The organism is Streptomyces sp. BRA346 (genome assembly GCF_052851135.1).
In genome coordinates, this window is the sequence record NZ_JAIWIH010000022.1 from 206,916 (window position 1) to 227,433 (window position 20,518).

A 20,518-nucleotide genomic window follows, 5' to 3' on the forward strand; every position below is an offset into this window, starting at 1 on the left:
AGTCACGAATCACTGCGCGCCTCGCTGTCTCCATACTTCCGCGGGTTCGCCGCGCGATCCACAGCCTGTGCACAAGCCTCGCCAAACGCCTTGTCGACCGCTCCCTTGTCTGTGCCGCGGACCAGGGCATCGACCTCTTGGCCAGGACGACGAGCGGTGTGCCATCGCACCGGCAGATCGGTGTAATGTTCGGCCTCGAACTCCCAGGCTGGTGTGGACCACCGCTCGGGACCACCAGTGTTCAACCGGTGGCCTCCGGCCAAGAACAACGCGTGGGCGTGGTGGACGACCCGGCGGTCGGGCATCCGATCGCGCACGGCTAGCCCACCGCCTGAGCCGTGGCGCTCCCACTTCTCCCGGTCCCATTCCTCCATTCCTGTGGAGCACCCGGGATGGTCGGCGCCCCACTGGGCAGCGACCGCCTCCGCATACGCGCGGTGGGCGAAGGGCACATGGCGCTCGCCGAGGCAGGCGACGTACACGGTCGGTGCGGTGGCGGCCGGATTCCCATTCGGACCTCCTTCGTCTGTTGCCGTGGGCAGGGACGGTGCCGTCCCCCAGAGCAGGCTGCCGACCTTGGCGGCGGTCTGCTGGAGCACCTGGCCGGTGAGGTGCTGATAGCGGCGGCGCATCCGGGCGGACTTGCCGGGCTCCCAGCCCATGATGCGGTCGACAACTGCCTCGGGGACACCAAGGATCAGCAGCACAGTCGCGGCGGTGTGACGGGCGTCGTGAAGGCGGCCGTCACGGACATTGGCTGCCTTCAACAGGTCTTTCCACCTGTGGAAGTCGGTGTTGGGGTTGAGCGGCTCGCCGGTCGGCGAAGTGAACACGTAACCCCTTTCCACCCATAGGTCGCGCGCGAGCGTCCGCTCGCGATCCTGCTGCTCCTTGTGCCGGCGCAGTAGTTTCAGCAGTTCTTCGGGCACGCCGATCGGGCGCTTGCCGGCACGGGTCTTGGTGTCCTTCGTCTCACGACGAATGTTGATCTTCTGCGGGCAATAGCCAGGCTTACGTCCGCACTTGTCTCCACAGCCGTGCTTGTAGCGGGGCCGCAGGCGGCCTCGGCGTACGAGAATCACGCCAACCTCGAAGTCGACGTCCTCCCACTTCAGGCCGAGGGCCTCTCCCTGGCGGAGGCCGAGCGCGAGCGCGATGACCCAGCGGGCGGTGTTGCGGTGCTTGCCCGCTTCGAGGAGGAGACGCTGGACCTCTTCGACCGTGTACGGCTCGACCTCCTCCTCTTCCACCTTGGGGGCCTTGGCGACGGAGGTCGGGTTGGTAGCGAGGTGGCGACGACGTACGGCCTCGTTGAGTGCTGTGCGGACCGTGCGGTGTACCTGGTGGGCGGTGCCTGCGGCGCTCCCGTTTGCTTGCATCTTCCGGTAGAAGCGCTCCAGGTGCTCCGGCTCCAGCTTCTCCAGGCGGTGGGCGCCCAGGCCGGGGATGAGGTGGTGGTACACGGCGACGCGGTAGCCGTCGATGGTGTTCTCACCGACGTTGGGTGCGGCGATGTTCTCCACCCAGTGGGTCAGCCAGGTCTTGACCGTCCAGATCTGACCAGCCTTGGCAACACCAGTGGAATCTCGCTGCTTCTCCAGGTCGCGTACGGCCTTGGTGGCCTCGGGACGGGTCTTGCGGCTGATGTGACGGCGGTCGGGGCGACCATCGTCCTTGACGCCGACGGTGACATAGCCGTGCCAGCGGCCGTCCTTCCCGAAGAAGATCGAGGAGGCGCCGTTGGGCTGGCGGGACGTGCGGGGCTTCTTGGGCTGTGCCATGCGCGCCCGCCTCAGGCCGCGGCGTCGAAGTCCGTGGCCCGGTAGCGGCGGGCTAGGAATTCTCCGACCGCCTCAGCGGGTATGCGTCGCAGGTTGCCGATCTTGACGGAAGGTATCTCCCCGGACGAAACGTACTCGTACATCTTCGTCCGGCCGATGCCGAGGCGGCGGGCGGCCTGCTCGACAGTGAGCCCGACTAGGGTGGGGTCGCCGGGTTCGTCACCCCTCTCGGCCATCATGGCCCGAAGGGCCTCCTCGGGGATACCGAGCAGCTGGGCGATCTGGGTGACGGGCAGGGGGAACTCGGGCAAGAGGGCTCCTCACCCCGGTCGCGTACGGAGCGCCAACTCCGACCGGACCGGTCGTGGTGGTGTGGGTGTGGTTGGGCGGTTGCGCAGACGCGCGAAGGTGCCGCAGTGGAAGGCCCTGGGTGTTCGCAGCACCGAGGGCCTGGCAGCAGGGATTACTGGTCGATACCGCTGTCGGCGGCCGACGGATTGACGGCGTCGCCGAGCCAGCGGATCAGCCGGGAACGGGCGCCCTGGTGGCGCTGGAAGTCGCCGTCGGAGGCCGCGTCCAGTTCGTGGGCGAGCAGGTTGCGGACCATGGTGTCCTGGTCCGGGTTGGCCTTGGTGTACTCCCGGAGCTGGTCCTGGACGCGGTCCATGGATTTGCCGAGGGAGCGCCATTCCTTCCACAGCTCGACGTACTCGCCGACCAGGCGCCGGATGATCGGGTTGGCCATCTGCCCTGGCGGGCTGGCCAGCTCGTCGAGGGTCATGTCGAAGATCTTGCAGAAGCCGAGCGCCTCATCGGTGTTGACCCGGCGGCGCGGCTTGCCGCTCTCGATGCGCCAGACCGCGGACTGGCCGATGGGGTGGCCGATCTCGGCCATCTTCTCCGCCAGGGTGACCGTGCTCCATCCGCGCGCCTCACGCTCCAGCTTCACGCGCTCAGCGATGTTGTCCTCGACCGGGGGTCGCGCGTTCGTAGAGCGCGCATCGTCGTCGCCCTTGCCCTCGGCCATGGTTCACCTCCTCGTCGTACGGGCCTGGCCGTTCAGCTACGGCCCAGGGTGAACCAGTAGAGCGCATTTGGAAGACGAATGCAAGTAGATGTTTCCCGAATGCCTAGGGTAGACTTATGGCGTCCGGCGGCGAACGCGGCTGGACAAGCAGAAACCCCCGGTGCTGCGAACACCGGGGGCGAAGCGGAATACCTCACAACCGCCCAACCATGACGATCTGGACCGGTGGCCGGAGTTAGCGCTCCATGCGGCCTGCCGGGAGAGGAGTCCTATGGCCCAGAGTACGGGCCTGCCACACCATTTTCCATCCCGCCAGCCCTTGGACGAGGACCCTGGGGCCGGTCTCCGCGGTCCGGGCGAACCCCTGTATGCCCTGGCTGCCGAGCAGGCAGTGCTTGGCGCATGTATGCACCGCAGCGAGGCCGTGGACGTGGCTCGGGGCATCCTGGACGCCACCGACTTCTACCGGCCCGCGCACGAGACGGTCTGGCGCACGCTCCTCGCGCTACGGGGCGAGGATCTGCCCACCGACCCCATCGTGCTGAGCGAGCGCCTCGACGCCGCCGGTGACCTGAACCGCGTAGGCGGCGCGGCCTACCTGCACCAACTCGCCAGCGCCTCGCCATCGGTCGGCGACGCCGAGCATCACGCTCACATCGTGCGCCGCCAGGCCGACCGGCGACGCCTGCACTCCATGAGTCTCCGGTTGCAGCAGCAGACCGAAGAACCGGGCGCCGATCCAGATGTGGTCCGCAGCACTTTCGAGGCGGACCTGCGCACCGAGCGCGAACGGGCTCTGGCCTCCGGCAGCGGGCGCCTCTCCCGCTACCTCGTCGACGGCTGGGACTTCGTCACCAAGACCGGTGCGGACACCGACCCCCTGTGGGGTACGCGCGACCAGACCGCCTGGTCGTCCGGCGAGTGCCTGATGATCGTCGGCGCTCCCGGCGTTGGCAAGACGACCCTCGCCCACCAGGTCGTCCTGGCCCGCCTCGGCATGCAGGACACGGTCCTCGACCTGCCGGTCGCCGAGAGCGGGCGCGTGCTGTACCTGGCGATGGACCGGCCGAAGCAGATCGCCCGCGCCATGGCCCGCCGCGTCGGCCTCCGTGACGAGCAGCGGCTCCGCGAGCGGCTCTCCGTCTGGCAGGGCCCGCTGCCCGCCACCCTCGACAAGGAGCCGGACCTGCTGGCCGACCTGGCCGCAGCGCACGGCGCCGACACGATCGTGATCGACAGCCTCAAGGACGCCGTCAGCACGCTCGTCGACGACGCCCTCGCGGTGGCCTACCACAACGCCCGCATGCGCGCCCTGCGCAACGGCGTCGAGGTCATGGAACTGCATCACCAGCGCAAGGCCACGGCCGACGCCCCGCGCGGTCAGCGTCCCGCTCTGGACAGGGTCTACGGCTCCACCTGGCTCACCTCCGGTGCCGGAAGCGTGCTGTTCGTCGAGGGCAAGGCAGGTGACCCCGCCGTCACAATCCACCACCTCAAGACCGTGACCGGCGAGATCGGCCCGCTCAACGTCGTTCACGACCACCAGCACGGCACCACGACGGTCGAGCCGACCCTCGACCCAACGGTCCTCCTGCGGAGCGCACCCAACGGGCTGACCACCCGCGACCTGGCAACACGCCTCTCCGGCGACGCCAACCCCGAACGCGCCGACGTCGAGAAGGCCCGCCGCCACCTCGAACGCCTGGTCGCCACCAACCTCGCCGTCAAAGCCGACGGTATGGCTGGTGGAACGGGAGGCGGGCAGCAGGCCCGCTACTACGCATCCGCCCGCCACATCGGCGTCGTCGGCTGACACCACGCCCGCAGACCCGGAAGCGATCACGCGACCGTACACGCGCCCCTGACGCGCACACGCCCCGGAAAACCGCCCACGGCGTCCACGCTCGCCGCAAAACCGCAGGTAGAGCGACCACGCGAGCGTCCACGCCGTACACGCGACCGAGCGATCACGCGCGGGCCCCCCTTTAGAAGGGGGCCTGCGTGTACGCCCCCTCCGTGAACGCCGCACCGCAAGCTCACCGCGCCACCCTGGAGAGACCTGACTTGCCCTCCCCCGCCCCGATAGCCCTCGCCGCCGTACGCGGCAGCCGTTCCATCCGCGTCGGCATCGTCCTGCTCGCCGCCTTCGGCTTCGCGCTCTCCTACGACGCCCTGCGCCAGATGGCCGTCGCAGGCCACGTCCGCGGGCCGCTCACCTACCTCTTCCCGCTTGTGATCGACGGCTTCATCGCCATCGGCATCGTCGCCCTGCTCATCCTGCGAGGCGCGCCTCTACGCTCCCGCCTCTACGTGTGGACGCTCATCGGTGCAGCCACCGGCACCAGCATCGCGGCCAACGTCGTCCACGCAATCGGCCTCAACGAAGGAACCCGCCTCCGCCTCAACAACACCACCGCCGGTGCCCTGTCCGCCATCGCCCCACTCGCCCTCGCCGGCGCCGTCCACCTCTACCTCGTCATGAACCGCCACCTCGCCGACGACACCGTGGCGGAAGCGAGGCCCGCCACGGCGCCAGCAGTGTCCGCCAAGCCCGGGGATGGCCGTCAGATCCGCCAAGAGCTGGCGAGCGACGCCAACACCATGGCGCCCGCCAGGACGAGCAGCCCCGCGCCGGCGCCCGAGGCGAAGCCCGGCGCCACCAAGATTCCCTCCGCCGAGAAGGCGCCCAGGTCCCGCCAGCGCACCGTCCCCGAAGAGAAACTGCTGGCCACGGCACGCGCCCTCGGTGCCGAGACCGGTCAAGTCCCTCGCACCGCCTTGGAGGAGGCAGTCAGGGCCAAGGGCTACACCGTGAGCAAAGACGACGCCAAGAAGGCGGCCGACGCCGTCAGGGCGGAACTGAATGCCGCCAAGAGCGGCATCGTCACGTGAGGGCCATGGCGAAACAGCAGGCGTTGGCGGATCACGTCCCGCCACCACCTGGCACAGCCAGCTGAACCACGCCACCAACCAGGCCATCAACACCGAGCTCCGCCACTCGGCACCTCACCTGACCGACTCCGGCTCCGAGCTACGGCTGCAGCCGCGCCCCACACGACTCGATGGAGACCAACCCAATGCACGACGAGCACCACATGCACCTCACCCACCGTGATGCGTCAACCGACACCCCAGCCCCAAGCGGAGCAAGTTATCGGCCACGACACTCTTCCCCGTCGGGGAAGGCAGCCTGGCCAGAGCCCGCCCCGGGAGTGGCGGGAGCGGACCAGCACCGGGGGGAGCTGGCCCATGGGGCAACGACCGAGGGCGGATCGCAGCCGGAGGAGAAGCCGTCACCACGCCAGCGCCGCGACGCGAAGAAGACCTCGCGCAAACGCTCGCCCAAGCCGCCTTCTCACAAGCGCGATTACGTGTGCAGTGTCCGCCTGAACGACGACGAGAAGACCCTGCTCTCCGCTGCCGCCAGCACGACGCGGACGAGCCTGCCGGCCTTCCTCGCCCGCAGCGGCCTCGCCGCCGCACACGACCTCGACAACACCGCCGCCGCCATCGCAGGCCACCGCGAGCTGGTCGCCGAGCTATTCGCTGCCCGCCGACACCTCGGACAGGTCGGCAACAACCTCAATCAGATTGCCCGCGCCATCAACTCCGGCGGCCAGCCAGCAGAGATGGACGCGATCATCGCGGCGGTCCAGCGCGCCGTGACCCGCGTACAGGCAGCCACCGACCGACTGCTGGACCAGCACTGACCTGGCTTACATACGACGCCGCCCCGCGCCCACCACTCCCACCAACCACCTCGGACACAGCATGATCCCCCGGATTCAGAAGCGCGGCCAGCGCACCATCGGGCTCCTGTACTACCTGTACGGGCCCGGGAAACACGAGGAGCACATCGACCCGCATCTGGTCGCCTCCTGGGACCACAATGCCCCCGACCCCGGCCGGGACCGGTCTGCCACCCTCCGGCAGCTCCAGCAGCTTCTGGACCAGCCCGTCGAGAACATCGACCAGGCCCAGCGGCCGAAGAAGCACGTGTGGCACCTGTCCGTCCGCAACAGTGCCGAGGACCGGATCCTGGCGGACGAGGAGTGGGGCGAGGTGGCCCGCCGGATGGTCGCCGCCGCCGGTATCGACGACCCCGAGCAAGGTGCGGGATGCCGGTGGGTAGCCGTCCGCCACGCCGATGATCACATCCACATCGTCGCCACCGTCGCCCGCGAAGACGGCTACAAGCCCGACCTCAACCACGACGCCGCCCGCGTCCAAGCCCAGGCCCGCGCCCTCGAAGCGGAGCTGGGCCTGCGCCGCCTCAACAAGGGCGACGGCACCGCCGCCCGGCGACCGACCAGCGCCGAGCGCCACAAGGCCGAACGCCAGGGCCGCGAACGCACCGCGCGGGAACAACTTCGGGAGAGGGTGCGCCGCGCGGTGGCCGGCGCAACCAGCGAGGAGGAGTTCTTCGAACGGCTGGCCTCCGCCGGCCTGCTGATCCGCAAGCGCCTCGCCCCCTCCGGGGACCTGCTCGGCTACAAGGTCGCCCTGCCCGATGACCGCAACAAGGACGACGAGCCGGTGTTCTACCCTGGCGCGCGCCTCGCGCCGGACCTGTCCCTGCCCCGAATCCGGGAACGCTGGTCCGGCGACGCCCACGACCAGGACACCAGGCAAGATGCTCCCGTCCGTAACGTGCCGGGCACACCAGCCACCGCCCGTAGGCGGACAGCAGCGGCGGCATGGGACGCGGTCCTGTTCGTCGAGCACGGCGACGATGCCCTCGCCGCCGCGCACATCGCCGCGACCGGCGAGGTTCTGGACGCCCTGGCGAAGACCTCCGCCGCCCACACGCGCGGTGAACTACACAAGGCCGCCATCGCGTTCGAGCGCGCCTCCCGCTCCCATATCCGGGCCGAGCGCGGACACGACCGGGCACTGCGACAAGCCGCCCGCGACCTCATCCACAGCGGACCCGCCCTGGGCCTCGGAGAAGACGGTGCGACCACCGCGATGGCGATCGACATGATGTTCTTCCTCATCACCGCCGCCGCCCACTGGCACGCGAAGAAGGGACACGCCCAGCAGGCTGCCGCAGCCCGCCAGACCGCCGAGCACCTACGGGCCGCCTACCAGCCCGCGGCGGCCGAGCCCCTCAGTGTCCTTTACCAGCGCGGCCGACGCTTGGGCCGCCCTCTCCTCCAGCGGCAGACGGCAGTACTGCGCGAAGCCGTGCCGGAGCTGGCGGAGCAGGTCCTCGCCGAGCCCGGCTGGTACGCGCTCGCCGCCACCCTCACCGATGCCGAGGCCACCGGCCACGACCTCGCATTTCTCCTGAGCGACGCTGCCCGGCATCGCGAACTCGCCACGGCGGAGTCCGTAAGCAACGTGCTGGTCTGGCGTCTGCGCCGAACCGCCGACCTACCGGCCGCCACCAGCCACACGGCAACCGAAGCACACACAGCCCAGCACGCCGCCCACCACACGTGGCAGCAGACACGGAGCCAATCCCCGGTCCGCCGCGGCCGGTCATAGCTGCGGACTTCGTGCATAAAGCCCGGCTTCCTCATCCGAGGAAGCCGGGCTCGTCGCGCCAGGGGAGAGCAGCCGGTCGTCAGTCGGCTGGCGCTCGCAGAAGCCGGTCCTGTGTGCTCTCGGGCAGCACCCGACGCAAGACCGGTGCGGTGGAGCTGAGGGAGTCGGCGAACGCAGCGACGAGGTCATGCGGCACGCTGGCGCCGAACGACGCCGCCCACAGATAGCCCGCGCCAAACACCGGCTCGGCCCACGCCTGCCACCCAGCCAGAACTGCCTCGTCAGCCTCGGCCACGAGGGCGAGCGGGTCGGCGTCCTGAATGAGAGGCGGCACCTCACCAAGGCGGATGTGGGAGGCGAAGGTCGGATCCACTGCCCTCACCCCAGGCTGGTCGACGTCGCGCAGCCAACCATGCGCCGCAACAGCGTCGACGACCAGCTCGTGGCCGCCAAGCGGTACGGCAGGCTGATCGCGCTCGTCGAGCGCGACGAGAAAGTCAGCGAGGACCTCGCCGGGGACATCGCGGGTGAAGTACGCCGACCACTGCGCGAGCGGGCTGCTTGTGTCCGAACGAGCGGAGACCTGCCAGGCGATCGGCAAACTCCCCAGGTGGAAGGGCTCGTCCGGCAGGACCCACTGGACCCAGCGGAGGGTGTCGGGGCTGAGGTGAAGGACGGTGCTGCGCAGAACCTGACGGTCCTCCGGCACCTCGTCCAACTCCTGTCGCCCCCGGACGATCGTCACGCTCGTCCAACCTAGGTCGGCGAGCGTGTCAGCGACGGCATCGTAGAGATGCCCGTCGTCACCTGCCAGATGCCGGGGGCCGACCCAATACGCGGACGGAGCGCTGGTCGAGGTGGACGGGTCGTACGGGAAGTCGGGATACAGGAGCGCCTCCAGGGGCTGGTGGGGAATTACGAACCGCCCGGTTGCTCCGTAGCCTGTGCGACGTGCGCCAGCCGGGGCGGCATCGGGAAAACAGACTCATCACATGCCGCACTGGCATGCCCGAGTGCAGGCGGACAACGTCGATGAGGTCGGCGACGGAAATCTCCGTGCCATAGTCAGCCTCCTGGCACGAGGCAAGACGGGGTGGAAACCGGCCGTGAGGCCGCCGGGGTGGGCGGAGAGCAGCCTCCAGTTGCGGCCCTGCGACTCGATCCTCGGCTCACACCTGCCGGGAGGTCTCCAGCGCGCGAGTCACAGCGGCAGCGACGACATCGGCCGGCGTCTCGGTGTCGAATGAAATCCGGTATCCGCGCGCCTTGGCCGTGCCGGTAACGGCGATCTTCCATCCCTCGCGATCGGTGCCAGGGCGCCCGGACGGGAACCATCCGAGATAGAAACGGCCGTCCTTCGAATTGACGTGTACGTCCGCACGGTCGTCCACGACCAGATTGAAATCGTCGGCGTAGAACTGATCTATCACGAGCATGGGCTCACCCGGACCGATTAGCCACTCACGCAACCGCAGGGCCTCGATGGTGGTGGAGAATCCGGGACTCGGGGGTACCTCAGCCACAGGCAATCACCTCTTTGACCTGGGGATTTAGACGAAGGTCCACGTTGGCATGTGCTTGCACACGTTGGCCAGTCATTCGTGGATCCTTGCCGTCTGCCCCCGGCGAACTCTTGTCCTTTGACATCGAACCCAGTCGTTTGTCATCGAACTGAGCCGAGACGCTATACGGGGCCCTGGATTGGCAAGGGATTCCTGACGCAGTTGCGCCCGCTAGGGGTCCAGTGAAGCGGCACCTGACCGGAGGGAGTCGAGGGGGAGACTGCTGAGCGCCGGCCGGGTAGCTAAGTCCCGTACTGCCACGAAACCCTCTCAGTCTGCGCGCTCACCGTGCTTTGCAAGAATGCTGCGGACTGTGTTGCGGGAGTGGCCCGAGAGTTGAGCGATTTCGACCTCACTCAACCCCGATCTCTTCGCCGCGATGACCAAGACATCTCGAGTGGCACAGGTACGCCGGTACTTCTCAAGCTTCTCCCGCGCGGTGTCTGCGTTGTCCGGCGACGGTGCATCCGAGACGCCCGCCCTCTCGGTCTTGTACGCGCGATGCGATCGGACGTCGCTGCTGCTGCTCTCCATCCGCCGCAGGGTAAGCGGTGACGGCGCTCACGCGACTGTGCAGCATTGCACACCACTGTTCAAAATTGCACAGCCTGACTACTCCCTGCGAGTGACTTCTTCGCCGCGTCGCCATTCCCCTGCCGACGAAAACGCCGCCGGTCTGCGACATCTTGAGCGTCAACTCAGCGCAGAAAACAAGCGATTGTGCAGAACTGCACAACTCTCACGTTCCGGCACCGTGTTCCGGGCCTGAGGTTCACCCTTTCGTCTGTACGAACGGAATCGCGTGTCTACTCCTCGCCTCGTAGCGGCCATCGACATCGGCACCCACGGCATCGGCGCCGCCTGGTGCGTCATCTCGGAATCCAACGCCGAACCCTCCAGCCGGAAGATCCATTTCTGTGACCAGTGGGAGTCACAGCCCGCACCCACCGCGAAGAACCTGTCGGCGCTCCTGCTCGACGGCAACGGGAAGCTGATCGCCTGGGGGTACGACGCCCGGCGGCTCTGGCTCACTCAGGGTGCAGCACTCCGCGACCAGGGGGTGCGCTACCACCATGGCTTCAAGATGGACCTCGGGGTGCGCCCGGCTCCACAGACCACCGACGACAGCAGCGCTGACTCGGCCCCTCTGCCAGCAGAACCCGGCGACACGGAGCGGGAAGTGCTGAAGCGCAGTACCCCCACCGACCGGTTGACACCTGACCTGCTGACGATGCTGCTGCGCGAGGTCGTCGCGGTGACGCTCCGCCAGATCGCTGCCAGCGGATACGACGAGGACGACGTTCGCTGGTGTCTCACATCGCCCGCCTGTTGGAGCGATTACCAGAAGTCTGTGCTGCGCGGCATCGCGATGGACGCCGGACTGCCCAGTGAGGACGGAAGGGTGTTGCTGTCCCTCGAGCCGGAGGCGGCAGCACACTACGCGCGGGTGTCCGGAGTGCGGGTCGTCGGCGACCACAATGGCCCCACCAGCGATCTCCTGGCGCCTGGCTCTCGCTTCATGGTGGTGGACTGCGGGGGCGGCACCGTAGACATCACGGCCTACGAGAACGACACCGACGGAAAGATGATCGAGATCGGCCGGTCCATCGGCGACCGCTTCGGGTCAGACTTCCTCAATCGCGCTTTCGAGAAGGAGCATCTCAGGGACTGCCTCGGCGATCAGGACATCCTGGACGAGATCCAGGAGAATTGTCCTGATGCCCTGCTCAACCTCGTTGACCAGTGGGAGCGCGGCAAGCTGCACGTGGCTCTCGACCAGGACGAGAACCTCAACCTGCTCATCCCCACGGCCATCGACCGCCGGCTGGGGGCCGCCGTCCGCAAGCGCCTCGCCCGGCGGCAGAACAAAATCAACGATGCCATCGTCCTCACCCCCGCCCAGATCCACGCGTTGTTCGACACCGTCATCCCCGGCACGCTTGACCTCATCGAGGCTCAGCTCAAGGAGATGGATGCCACCCGCGGGGAGAACAGCAGCCCCAACGTCATCCTCCTGGTCGGCGGCTTCAGCAACTCCCCATACCTCCAGCAGGCGGTCAAGGAGCGTTTCGGCGAGCGCGCCCAGGTGATGGTGCCCCCCAACCCCGACATCGCTGTCCTGTTCGGCGCCACGCATTTCTGCTACGACCCCCAGACCCGCGCGCGGCGCAGCCGCTTCACCTACGGCACGGAGGTCAATGAGGACTTCGAGGAAGGCACCGACCCCGAGGCCAAGCGCTACGTCACATCGCAGGGCAGGGCCACCTGCGCTGACCGCTTCTCCATCTTCACCCGAGCCGGAGCCTCCGTGCCCACAGACGCCGAGGTGATGCGCGAGTACCTGCCGCTCGAAGAGGCCCACACCGAGGTCGACTTCACGATCTACGCGACGAGCCATCCGGATCCCCGCTACGTCACCGATCCAGGGTGCGACGCCCTGGCCACGGTCACCGTGGACCTGAGGCCCGTCATGCGCTTCAGTCTTGAGGAACGCGCGCTGCGCCTGTTCATGCGGTTCGGCGAGACCGAGATCAAAGCTCGTGCAGAACTCGTCCAAGGCGGCGGAGAAGTCGCTACAAGCGTCCGCTTCCACTCCAACTACTAACAGGGAACGACGATGCAATTCATGAGTCCTCGTCGTGAAGTACCCGAAGACAGCCCTGCAGCAGATATCGAGTGGGTATATGAGGAGGAACCCCTGCAGGAACTGCTTGACCAGGCGTTGGTGCGGATCGATCAGCTGGAGAAGTCCGCCAAAGTCGGCGAACACGAACACAGGCAACTGTGGCGCCGACTGGAGCGCCTGGAACGTCAGCTCGGCGCGTTGATGGCTGCCCGGACGGCAGAGCGCGACGACCTCCCCGGAGCGGAGCACGGCAAACACCAGGCCCTCGCCCGCCAGTACCGCACCCTGGTCGAGCAGCGTCTGCTGAACTTTGCCCGCCGCTATGCCGAGCGAAGTGACCGCGTCATGGACCATCCTGAACATGAGCGCGGCTACCGTCTCATGGGGCTGCTGAGCCAGCAGCTATTCACCGACGACCTCAGGTCCAGCCGAGAGATCGTCCGCCGCCTTCACCTCCCGGAGGGCAATGGCCACATCGAGAGCGCCCTCACCACACTCCGAGGTCACTGCTCCGAGCTAGCACTGGAGATCCACCGAGCCGGTCTCCACCACAGCTGGGACATGGAATACAAACCGGGCATGGCGCTCGACCCGGCACGCCAGGAACAATGGCCCTCCTGTGACCAGGGAGCACCGGTGCTCTTCGTCATGGCGCCGGCATACATCGTCAATGGGCGCTCGTACTGTCTTCAGTACGTGTACACCTCCCTCTGAGACCCGCCTCGCAACACGTAGTGCCAAAACGATCGAGGCGCCTAACCCAGCAACGCGTATGCGGGCACGGTCCGGTATCTCGCTTCCTGCCGCCCAGCCATCGCTGGCGCCACCCCGCCTTCGGCCAATTACGCCCCCGGAGGCATGACGGGGCGGCACATGCGCGGCAGTCAAACGCTGCGATTAGATGACAGAAGACAAATCTGTCCCCGATCGAGACGTCGCGCGTTTACGCGTACGCAGCCGTCGGTGGCGCCCGCTGCGGGACTGGTCGACGGCGTCCATACGCGGCAGGGAGGTTGGTCGCCGCAGGACTACACTGCCGATCATGACGCGGAGTCCTGTCGATCTGGCGATCTTCGATTGTGATGGCGTGCTGGTGGACAGCGAGCGGATATGCGTCAAAGTGGACGCGATGATCACGGCTGACCTGGGGTGCGCGTTCACCGAGGAGGAGATCATCGAGAAGTTCGTCGGCTCGTCCACGGAGGTCTACACGGCCGCCGTGGAAGAACGGCTGGGACGGCGCCTGGAGAAGAACTGGCTGCGGCAATACGAGCATCTCTACCAGGCGGCCCTCGAAGCTGACCTGACCGCTGTCGATGGCGTCGCAGAAGCCCTGAACGGCCTTGCCATGCCCGTCTGCGTCGCATCGAACACTGATCACGCCAGCCTCAGGAGAAACCTGGAGATCGTCGGCCTGAGAGACCACTTCCAAGGGCACATCTTCAGCGCAGCCGACGTCGCCCGAGGCAAACCTGCCCCTGACCTCTTTCTGCACGCTGCGCGATCCATGGGCGTGGAACCCGGGCGGTGCGTGGTGATCGAGGACAGCGCGTACGGAGTTCAGGCAGCCCGTGCCGCCGGTATGCGGACTTTGGGCTACTGCGGCGGTCTCACGCCAGCCTCACGGTTGAAAGGGCCAGGCACCACCCTGTTCGACGATATGCGCGACCTGCCCAAGCTGCTGGCCGCCACTACCCACTGAACTTCCGCAGCGTCCCTACCACTTGGCTCCGTGAGCCGGAGGCGCTCCCCCGGCTCACGGCTGAGCTTTCCGCTCCCGGTCTGCGTCAGGCTCCGGTGACCTCGATAGCCGCCAGATTCTTCTTGCCCCTGCGCAGCATCAGCCAGCGTCCGTGAAGGAGTTCGTCGGCCGTGACCACGGCATCCTCGGCGGTCACCTTGACGTTGTTCACGTAGGCGCCGCCCTCCTTCACGGTGCGGCGGGCTGCTGACTTGCTCGGCACCAGGCCGACCTCAGCGAACAGATCGGTGACCTGGCCGAGCTCGCTCACCTTGGCGTTCGGGAGCTCGGAGACCGCGGCGGCCAGCGTCGCCTCGTCGAGTTCGGCGAGCTCGCCCTGACCGAACAGCGCCTTTGACGCTGCGATCACGGAGGCGCACTGACCGGCGCCGTGCACCAGCGTGGTCAGCTCCTCGGCAAGCGCACGCTGCGCGGTACGGGCTTGCGGCCGCTCCTCGGTCACCTTTTCGAGCTCCTCCAGCTCGTCGCGGGACTTGAAGGAGAGGATGCGCATGTACCGCGAGATGTCCTGGTCATCCGTGTTCAGCCAGAACTGGTAGAACGCGTACGGAGTGGTCATCTCCGGGTCGAGCCAGAGCGTGCCCGTCTCCGTCTTGCCGAACTTGGTTCCGTCCGCCTTCGTCATCAGCGGCGTCGCGAGCGCGTGCACCTCGGCGTGCGGCTCCAGGCGGTGGATCAGATCCAGACCAGCCGTGAGATTGCCCCACTGGTCGCTACCGCCCGTCTGGAGGGTGCAGCCATACCGCCGGTACAGCTCCAGGAAGTCCATACCCTGAAGCAGTTGGTAGCTGAACTCCGTGAAGCTGATGCCCTCGTCGGACGCCAGGCGCCGGGCGACCGAGTCCTTGGTGAGCATCTTGTTCACGCGGAAGTGCTTGCCGACGTCCCGCAGGAACTCGATCACGGACAGGCCGCCGGTCCAGTCCAGGTTGTTGACCATGGTCGCCGCGTTGTCGCCCTCAAAGGTGAGGAACGGCTCGATCTGTGCACGCAACCGGGTCACCCACTCGGCGATGACCTCCGGGTCGTTCAGGGTGCGCTCGGCGGTCGGCCGAGGGTCGCCGATATGACCGGTCGCGCCACCCACGAGTGCCAGCGGCCGATGCCCGGCCTGCTGGAGTCGCCGCATAGTGAGCACCTGCACCAGGTGGCCGACGTGCAGGCTGGCCGCGGTGGGGTCGAAGCCGCAATAGAAGGTGACAGGGCCGTCCGCGAGAGCCTTGCGCAATGCGTCCTCGTCAGTGGCATGGGCGATCAGCCCGCGCCACGTGAGCTCGTCGACGATGGCCGTCACGGTCCCGTGTCTCCTTGAGTCGCGCGTACAGTGCGGCGGCCAGTCTAGTCGTCCAGCCCGAGCTTCTGCGTTTGTGCTGGTCAACGACGGCGTGTGGGACGGAACAGTCAAGATCACCCCACATCTGAGTGTCCTGAGTCACACAGTCCCGAACCATGCGTCGAGCAGGCGGTCGGCGACAGCTTCGCTGTGATCACGGTAGTCACGCACGAGCGCCCTCCCGTTGGTCACGAATCGGGCCCGGAACGCCGGATCATGATCAAGTGCGTCGATTGCCTGCCCAAGATCTCGCGCGGCCCGCTTGACGTCATTCCCGGAAACCACGGGATACAGCACGTTGCCATCGAGCTCGTAGTCGGCGATGGGTGGCGGGTCGACGAACATCGCGGCATTCCCAAGTTCGGGCAGGCTGCCTATCCGGTGAGCCACGACGGGCACGCCTGACTCCATCGCTTCCAGCGTGACCCGCGCGAGACCTTCTGGGCCCAGGGACGGCACCAGCAGAATCCTGGTGCGGTTGTAGATCGTGGTGGGGTCCGGGGCGAAGGGGGCCACTTGGACGTTCGATGAGGGTGGCACATACGCCGGGACATCGGGCCAGGTCTCCACGACCAGGTAGTCGTCGCCGGGGCGCTGTCGAATGAGTGCGTCCCAGACACACCGGCCCTTGATCGGGTGGTGATTGATCAAGGTCAGGAACCGCCCCTCTGCCCCCGAAGGTGCAGGGTCGGCTCGTCGCTCGGGTAGGAGGTTGGGGAGAACTTGCGCCGGCACACCGGTTTGGCCATGGAAGGCATCGGCGATGGTCTGGCTGACCGCATACACGCTGGTCTGCCTCATCAGTTCGTAGTAGCTCCCCACCTCTTCGTCGGGGTGGTCACTGCTTGTGGGGTAGAGCTGGTCAGTCACCAGCATCGCTACCTGCCGACCGCTCGCAAGGCTTTCATCCAGCGCGGCGTGATGCGCTTCATTGAGGCGAACCGCACACGAGTTGAGCAGGATCACGTCGGGATCCAGATCATTCAAAATATCCTGAAGAGCCTGCCGGTACGCGCTGGCCGCCCCCGGAGCACCGACGAAGGCTTCGTGGACAGCGCAGCCCTGGACTGTTCGGGCTCTGCGTCCGATTCCGGGGTCCGCGCTTTGAGCGATACAGGCGAGGCTGGCCGGGTGCCCTCGGGCTACGACGCGTTTCAGTAGCTCGCGAACTTGCAGGAACAGGCCATTTGTGAAGCCCTCGCGGGTGAAGTCGTCGATACTCACAAAGAGGACACCGGCCATGACGTTACTCCTTGTGGGCCGCGGCGACGGCAAAGGCATCGAGCAAGCTCCAGAGCCGGGTGGCGATCTGGCTGCCAACGGAGGGCGGGCCGACGACGCTGAGGGGACTCGGGGCGAGCATTTTGAGGCATGCGACCGCCGAGTACAGGTCGAATACACGACGCCGACTCGGGCCGACGCACAGCGGTGCCGCAACCTGCTCAATGCAGTCGGCTTCCGGTCCACGGGCAAGAAGACCGGCGCGCGCGACTCCGAGCGGGTACAGGGCGTCACCGAATCCGACCTCGTCTAGGTCGACGATTGCCGTGACCTTCCCGCCCTCCACCAACACGTTCTGGTGAGTGGCGTCGATCAGATAGGGCAGCGGGTCGATCCCATCGAATTCGGGACCCAGCTCGTGGATGCTCCGGCGGATTTGTCCAATGGCCGGGGCCTGACGTTGCAGGGGCGCGAGCTGATCAACTGCACCGGTGAAGTACTCCCACAGCACGTCCGACCAGCGCGGATGACAACGAAGGTCGCCGTAGCTGGCGATACCGCCGTACCCAGGGCCGGGTGGGAGCCCGCGCGTGCGGTGTTGGAGATCGAGCAGGTCGTCGGCAATGCTGCGCTTCTCGGCCGCCGTAAGGTTCGCGTAGACGTTACAGAGATCAGTTCCTGGGGCTTGCTCAAGGAACATGATCGGCCAGGGCAGTACGGTCCCGCTCAGGTCCATGTGCAGTACGCGGGGAACGGGCACTCCCACCCTTGCCAGCTGGCGCCGCCAGTACGCGAATCCGGTGAAGCACTCGGCACGGTCGTGGCGCGTGATCCGTGCGATCACGCGCTCACCGGACGCCAACTGCACCGTGAACACGAAGTGACTGCGGCCCATCGGGATTCGGTTCGCGGTTACGGCCTCTTGATTCAGGCATCGACCGGCCGCCCGCAGGACTGCCTGCTCTGTCGGAGGCTTCATGGCAGGAGGACCTCTGCTGCCGCGAGCGGGATGACATTGAGGCTGGCGTAGCCTCGAAAGAATGACCAGGTCGTCTCGAAGTCGTCGGTACTGACGATCAGGCCAGGCACACCGAGGCAACCCGCGAGGTGGCCCAGGCCGCTGTCACACCCCACGAAGAGACGGCATGACAGCAGGCGGGCGACCATTTCGGGGAGGTCGGCCCGGACGTAGGTCAGGTCCTCGCCGAGGTACGTCTGGGTGTCGGGGCCACCGAGGATCCGCACTTCACCGTGTGCTGAGACCTGATTCAGGAGCCGCCGGGCTGATTGTCGAGATGGCGCGGTGCTAGAACGCGCATCGAGCTGGCAATACACCACATTCTCTTGGCCACGAGGCGTCGGTGCCCGGCGGAGAGGCAGCGGCTGTACTCGGTGGCGGGCCCGCCCTCCAAAGGCGTCGGTGACGGCGTGGTTGAAGCGATCAAGCCAAGGGATGCTCCATGAGGATCGGGCGAAGATCGCGTCGCCGTTAATCGACTCGCTGGGCGAAGGGGCATAGCTCACCCGCTCGCACGCGAACACCTCCGCCACTTCGGCAAGGGCCGACGAACCAGTCACGGCAATCGACGCCACGGCGTTGTCGCGGCAGTAGTGCTCCAGGCCGGTCACGATGCCCAGCGCGTCGCCGAGGCGGTTATGGCGGGCAAACCGCATCACGGTTCCCTCGGCGAGCGTTGACAGCGGCGTGTCCTCACGCGACGCGGCTTTCGCTGCGTCGACGAGCTGGTCGCCCAGGCAGCGCAACCCTCGTTGGCCGCAGCGCCAAGTCCGGGGAACCGCAGCAATGTCCACTGCGGCCTGCTGGTGGGCATCGACAAATCGCACCTCGTCGAAGCCGAACTCCTCGATGAGATCACGCATCGCCGGAGGCCCGCTCACCTCGACTTGGGTCAGTCCATGTGTCCGGGCGTAGGAGGCCAGGCCAGCGGCCAACTCGACGCAGTCACGGACGGGAAGGTCGGCGGCTGCGAAGCGCGTCGGCAGCTCTTCTCGGCCGCACAGCGACGGTCGGTTCATCGAGCCCCCTCGTACGCCTCTGCACGCATGTACGTAGCGTCGAAGCGTCGCTTGCCCCTCAGCAGGCGCACCACCAGCTCTTTGGCGTGAGCATCGGAGAAATACGGGTTGAGGGAGTACACCCGTAGAGCAACGACCGGCTCGCCGGCGGGTGTGTAGAACGCCGCGGAGGTCTTGCTCACCGCGATCTGTTCAGCGTCCGGCACCCGCTGATTCGACAGCCACGCGAACAGGTCAGAGGTGTACTGGTTTATCCGGCGGACAGAGCTGGTGTCGTCGAAATCCTCCTCGGTAATGGCGGGATCATCCGGCGGATAACAACGCACGAACACGTCCGGGCCGTACGCATGTCTGTTGATGGCTGTCGCATCGCGACCTGCCAAGGCATTGATGTGCCGCCGGAGCGCTTCGGCTGTTTCAAGCGCGTGGCCGAGCAATTGCCGCATCCCCTGCTTACCCAGAGCCTGCAAGCCAACCCAGGTCGCGACCATGTTCGCTGCCGACCTGGACGTCTCCAGCGTGAAGGTCCCGGGGTTGTAGGCGTCCTTGTCGTGGAACAACGGGGTCATTTCTCCGCCGTCGCGACGCATCCGCGAGAAGTCCCGACTTTCTCGCATGACGATCATGCTCGACGTATAGGGCGCGAAACCGGTCTTGTGGAAGTCCGTTCCGAACGAGTCGGCGTGCCGCACCGTTTTCAGACGCTCCACGAGACGTGACAGCTTGGCCACCACGGGAGGGCTGAAGCCGAGGGGATTCTGATGAAGGTCGTAGTCGATGAAGCAGAGGTATGCCCACCCGATGACCGTGTCTGCGTGAACATGGGGCGTGTAATCCAACCCATATTCGGCGGCCAGGCGATCCCGCATCCCAGCGATCTCGCCGAAGTCGTCGACAGCCATGTTGGAAGTCGTCCCGCCCGCGCCGATGATGCACGCAAGCCGGTGGCCGCGTGCCAGCACGTCGCGACAGGCTGCTTCCATCGACTCCAGGTCCGTGGTCTGGTCGGGTAGCGACGCAGCGGATATGTAGTTTCGGGTGCCGATCCCAAGCCACGCGCACGCGGATTTCTGCGAGTAGTGCGCCGGCCAGGACCCGACGACGGCCATCCCGGGCTCAATCCCACGCTCGGCGTGGTCGGGCTGTGCCTTGGAAATGCCGACGTTGATGGCGTAGAGGTTGGTCGCCGTGCCGCCGAACGTGAACAGGCCGCCTGCCCGCTCTGGGTCGTACCCCGCCAGGCGCGCCAGCGCCTGGGCGGATGACAACTCCGCGGAAAGGGTCTCCGCAGCATCCTCCCCAGTAACGCCATTCGGCATGAACAACGAGACCGCGCACAGCGCTGCCAGGTTGACGAACGACGGTGGCGGAACGATGTTCTTGGCGAACATCTGGTGATGCACTTTGACCGACCCAGCGAGCCACCAGCGCAATTGGCTGAGAGCCGTCTCCGCCGTGACAGGGCTCTCCGGCAGGCGTCCGTCGCCCACAGGGGAACGCCCATCCTCCTGGCCGGTGCGCGGATACAGGGGCCCCTCGCCCTGGTGGCTCAGCGTCTCATCGAGGGCGCGGCGAAGGAGATCGACAAGCGCATCGGCATTGGTCCCGTCGGGATGCAGGAACAGGCCGCTGCGCCAGCGCTCAAACTCATCTCCGGCTCCGTAGGGATCAGTCGTCAT

At 66.8% G+C, this 20,518-nt stretch carries 18 protein-coding genes; 7 read left to right on the forward strand and 11 right to left on the reverse strand.

Annotation, left to right across the window (positions count from 1 at the left end; all coding sequences use genetic code 11):
• Nucleotides 1–2: 2 nt before the first annotated feature.
• The 3 genes from LCH29_RS25595 to LCH29_RS25605 all read right to left on the reverse strand — a co-directional run bounded on the left by LCH29_RS25595 (nucleotide 3) and on the right by LCH29_RS25605 (nucleotide 2,808).
• Entirely contained in the window at nucleotides 3–1,781 is a 1,779-nt protein-coding gene (locus tag LCH29_RS25595; protein ID WP_446464057.1) for a tyrosine-type recombinase/integrase, read from the reverse strand.
• Between the two features lie 11 nt (nucleotides 1,782–1,792).
• Complete coding sequence (locus LCH29_RS25600) at nucleotides 1,793–2,092, reverse strand: helix-turn-helix domain-containing protein (RefSeq protein WP_446464058.1); 300 nt, start codon at nucleotides 2,090–2,092, stop codon at nucleotides 1,793–1,795.
• A 152-nt stretch (nucleotides 2,093–2,244) separates the two neighbouring features.
• On the reverse strand, nucleotides 2,245–2,808 hold the full coding sequence (locus LCH29_RS25605; protein ID WP_446464059.1) for a helix-turn-helix domain-containing protein: 564 nt from the start codon (nucleotides 2,806–2,808) through the stop codon (nucleotides 2,245–2,247).
• A gap of 271 nt (nucleotides 2,809–3,079) precedes the next feature.
• Here LCH29_RS25605 and LCH29_RS25610 point away from each other — a divergent pair, with 271 nt between their 5' ends.
• The 4 genes from LCH29_RS25610 to LCH29_RS25625 all read left to right on the forward strand — a co-directional run bounded on the left by LCH29_RS25610 (nucleotide 3,080) and on the right by LCH29_RS25625 (nucleotide 8,298).
• Nucleotides 3,080–4,621, forward strand: coding sequence for a DnaB-like helicase N-terminal domain-containing protein (locus LCH29_RS25610; RefSeq protein WP_446464060.1), 1,542 nt, complete (start codon nucleotides 3,080–3,082; stop codon nucleotides 4,619–4,621).
• A 251-nt stretch (nucleotides 4,622–4,872) separates the two neighbouring features.
• Complete coding sequence (locus LCH29_RS25615) at nucleotides 4,873–5,700, forward strand: DUF2637 domain-containing protein (protein ID WP_446464061.1); 828 nt, start codon at nucleotides 4,873–4,875, stop codon at nucleotides 5,698–5,700.
• Between the two features lie 320 nt (nucleotides 5,701–6,020).
• On the forward strand, nucleotides 6,021–6,518 hold the full coding sequence (locus tag LCH29_RS25620; protein ID WP_446464062.1) for a MobC family plasmid mobilization relaxosome protein: 498 nt from the start codon (nucleotides 6,021–6,023) through the stop codon (nucleotides 6,516–6,518).
• A gap of 61 nt (nucleotides 6,519–6,579) precedes the next feature.
• Entirely contained in the window at nucleotides 6,580–8,298 is a 1,719-nt protein-coding gene (locus tag LCH29_RS25625) for a mobilization protein (RefSeq protein WP_446464063.1), read from the forward strand.
• 79 nt (nucleotides 8,299–8,377) lie between these two features.
• On the opposite strand, the gene LCH29_RS25630 is transcribed toward LCH29_RS25625, so the two are convergent.
• The 3 genes from LCH29_RS25630 to LCH29_RS25640 form a co-directional block, all read right to left on the reverse strand.
• The gene (locus tag LCH29_RS25630) at nucleotides 8,378–9,199 is read right to left on the reverse strand and encodes a DUF317 domain-containing protein (protein WP_446464101.1); all 822 of its coding nucleotides are present in this window, start codon (nucleotides 9,197–9,199) and stop codon (nucleotides 8,378–8,380) included.
• Between the two features lie 268 nt (nucleotides 9,200–9,467).
• A complete protein-coding gene (locus LCH29_RS25635) occupies nucleotides 9,468–9,821 on the reverse strand; it encodes a DUF317 domain-containing protein (protein ID WP_446464064.1) in 354 nt (117 codons plus the stop codon).
• A 309-nt stretch (nucleotides 9,822–10,130) separates the two neighbouring features.
• Nucleotides 10,131–10,394 (reverse strand): hypothetical protein, encoded by a 264-nt coding sequence (locus LCH29_RS25640; RefSeq protein WP_446464065.1) that lies wholly within the window; start codon nucleotides 10,392–10,394, stop codon nucleotides 10,131–10,133.
• Nucleotides 10,395–10,662: 268 nt separating this feature from the next.
• Between LCH29_RS25640 and LCH29_RS25645 the strand changes: the two genes are divergently transcribed.
• From LCH29_RS25645 to LCH29_RS25655, 3 genes are all read left to right on the forward strand, one after another.
• Nucleotides 10,663–12,465 carry an Hsp70 family protein gene (locus LCH29_RS25645; protein ID WP_446464066.1) on the forward strand — a complete coding sequence of 601 codons (1,803 nt, stop codon included), beginning with the start codon at nucleotides 10,663–10,665 and terminating at the stop codon, nucleotides 12,463–12,465.
• Nucleotides 12,466–12,477: 12 nt separating this feature from the next.
• Nucleotides 12,478–13,200 (forward strand): hypothetical protein, encoded by a 723-nt coding sequence (locus LCH29_RS25650; RefSeq protein ID WP_446464067.1) that lies wholly within the window; start codon nucleotides 12,478–12,480, stop codon nucleotides 13,198–13,200.
• Between the two features lie 328 nt (nucleotides 13,201–13,528).
• Entirely contained in the window at nucleotides 13,529–14,188 is a 660-nt protein-coding gene (locus LCH29_RS25655) for an HAD family hydrolase (protein WP_446464068.1), read from the forward strand.
• An 85-nt stretch (nucleotides 14,189–14,273) separates the two neighbouring features.
• Here LCH29_RS25655 and tyrS read toward each other — a convergent pair whose 3' ends face one another.
• The 5 genes from tyrS to LCH29_RS25680 all read right to left on the reverse strand — a co-directional run bounded on the left by tyrS (nucleotide 14,274) and on the right by LCH29_RS25680 (nucleotide 20,518).
• On the reverse strand, nucleotides 14,274–15,542 hold the full coding sequence (gene tyrS, locus LCH29_RS25660) for a tyrosine--tRNA ligase (RefSeq protein WP_446464069.1): 1,269 nt from the start codon (nucleotides 15,540–15,542) through the stop codon (nucleotides 14,274–14,276).
• Nucleotides 15,543–15,680: 138 nt separating this feature from the next.
• Entirely contained in the window at nucleotides 15,681–16,823 is a 1,143-nt protein-coding gene (locus tag LCH29_RS25665; protein WP_446464070.1) for a glycosyltransferase family 4 protein, read from the reverse strand.
• A gap of 4 nt (nucleotides 16,824–16,827) precedes the next feature.
• Nucleotides 16,828–17,781, reverse strand: a complete 954-nt coding sequence (locus tag LCH29_RS25670) for a phosphotransferase family protein (protein ID WP_446464071.1) — start codon at nucleotides 17,779–17,781, stop codon at nucleotides 16,828–16,830.
• On the reverse strand, nucleotides 17,778–18,839 hold the full coding sequence (locus LCH29_RS25675; protein ID WP_446464072.1) for a glycosyltransferase family 9 protein: 1,062 nt from the start codon (nucleotides 18,837–18,839) through the stop codon (nucleotides 17,778–17,780). The genes LCH29_RS25670 and LCH29_RS25675 overlap by 4 nt, the downstream gene beginning before the upstream one ends.
• A complete protein-coding gene (locus LCH29_RS25680) occupies nucleotides 18,836–20,518 on the reverse strand; it encodes a pyridoxal phosphate-dependent decarboxylase family protein (protein ID WP_446464073.1) in 1,683 nt (560 codons plus the stop codon). Before LCH29_RS25680 ends, LCH29_RS25675 begins: the two co-directional genes overlap by 4 nt.

Coding starts and splice junctions, on each gene's coding strand:
- LCH29_RS25625 (WP_446464063.1), top strand. CDS start 6,580: ATGATCCCCCGGATTCAGAAGCGCGGCCAGCGCACCATCGGGCTCCTG.
- LCH29_RS25680 (WP_446464073.1), bottom strand. CDS start 20,518: ATGACGACTGATCCCTACGGAGCCGGAGATGAGTTTGAGCGCTGGCGC.
- LCH29_RS25605 (WP_446464059.1), bottom strand. CDS start 2,808: ATGGCCGAGGGCAAGGGCGACGACGATGCGCGCTCTACGAACGCGCGA.
- LCH29_RS25675 (WP_446464072.1), bottom strand. CDS start 18,839: ATGAACCGACCGTCGCTGTGCGGCCGAGAAGAGCTGCCGACGCGCTTC.
- LCH29_RS25655 (WP_446464068.1), top strand. CDS start 13,529: ATGACGCGGAGTCCTGTCGATCTGGCGATCTTCGATTGTGATGGCGTG.
- LCH29_RS25610 (WP_446464060.1), top strand. CDS start 3,080: ATGGCCCAGAGTACGGGCCTGCCACACCATTTTCCATCCCGCCAGCCC.
- LCH29_RS25650 (WP_446464067.1), top strand. CDS start 12,478: ATGCAATTCATGAGTCCTCGTCGTGAAGTACCCGAAGACAGCCCTGCA.
- LCH29_RS25670 (WP_446464071.1), bottom strand. CDS start 17,781: ATGAAGCCTCCGACAGAGCAGGCAGTCCTGCGGGCGGCCGGTCGATGC.
- LCH29_RS25595 (WP_446464057.1), bottom strand. CDS start 1,781: ATGGCACAGCCCAAGAAGCCCCGCACGTCCCGCCAGCCCAACGGCGCC.
- LCH29_RS25665 (WP_446464070.1), bottom strand. CDS start 16,823: ATGGCCGGTGTCCTCTTTGTGAGTATCGACGACTTCACCCGCGAGGGC.
- LCH29_RS25640 (WP_446464065.1), bottom strand. CDS start 10,394: ATGGAGAGCAGCAGCAGCGACGTCCGATCGCATCGCGCGTACAAGACC.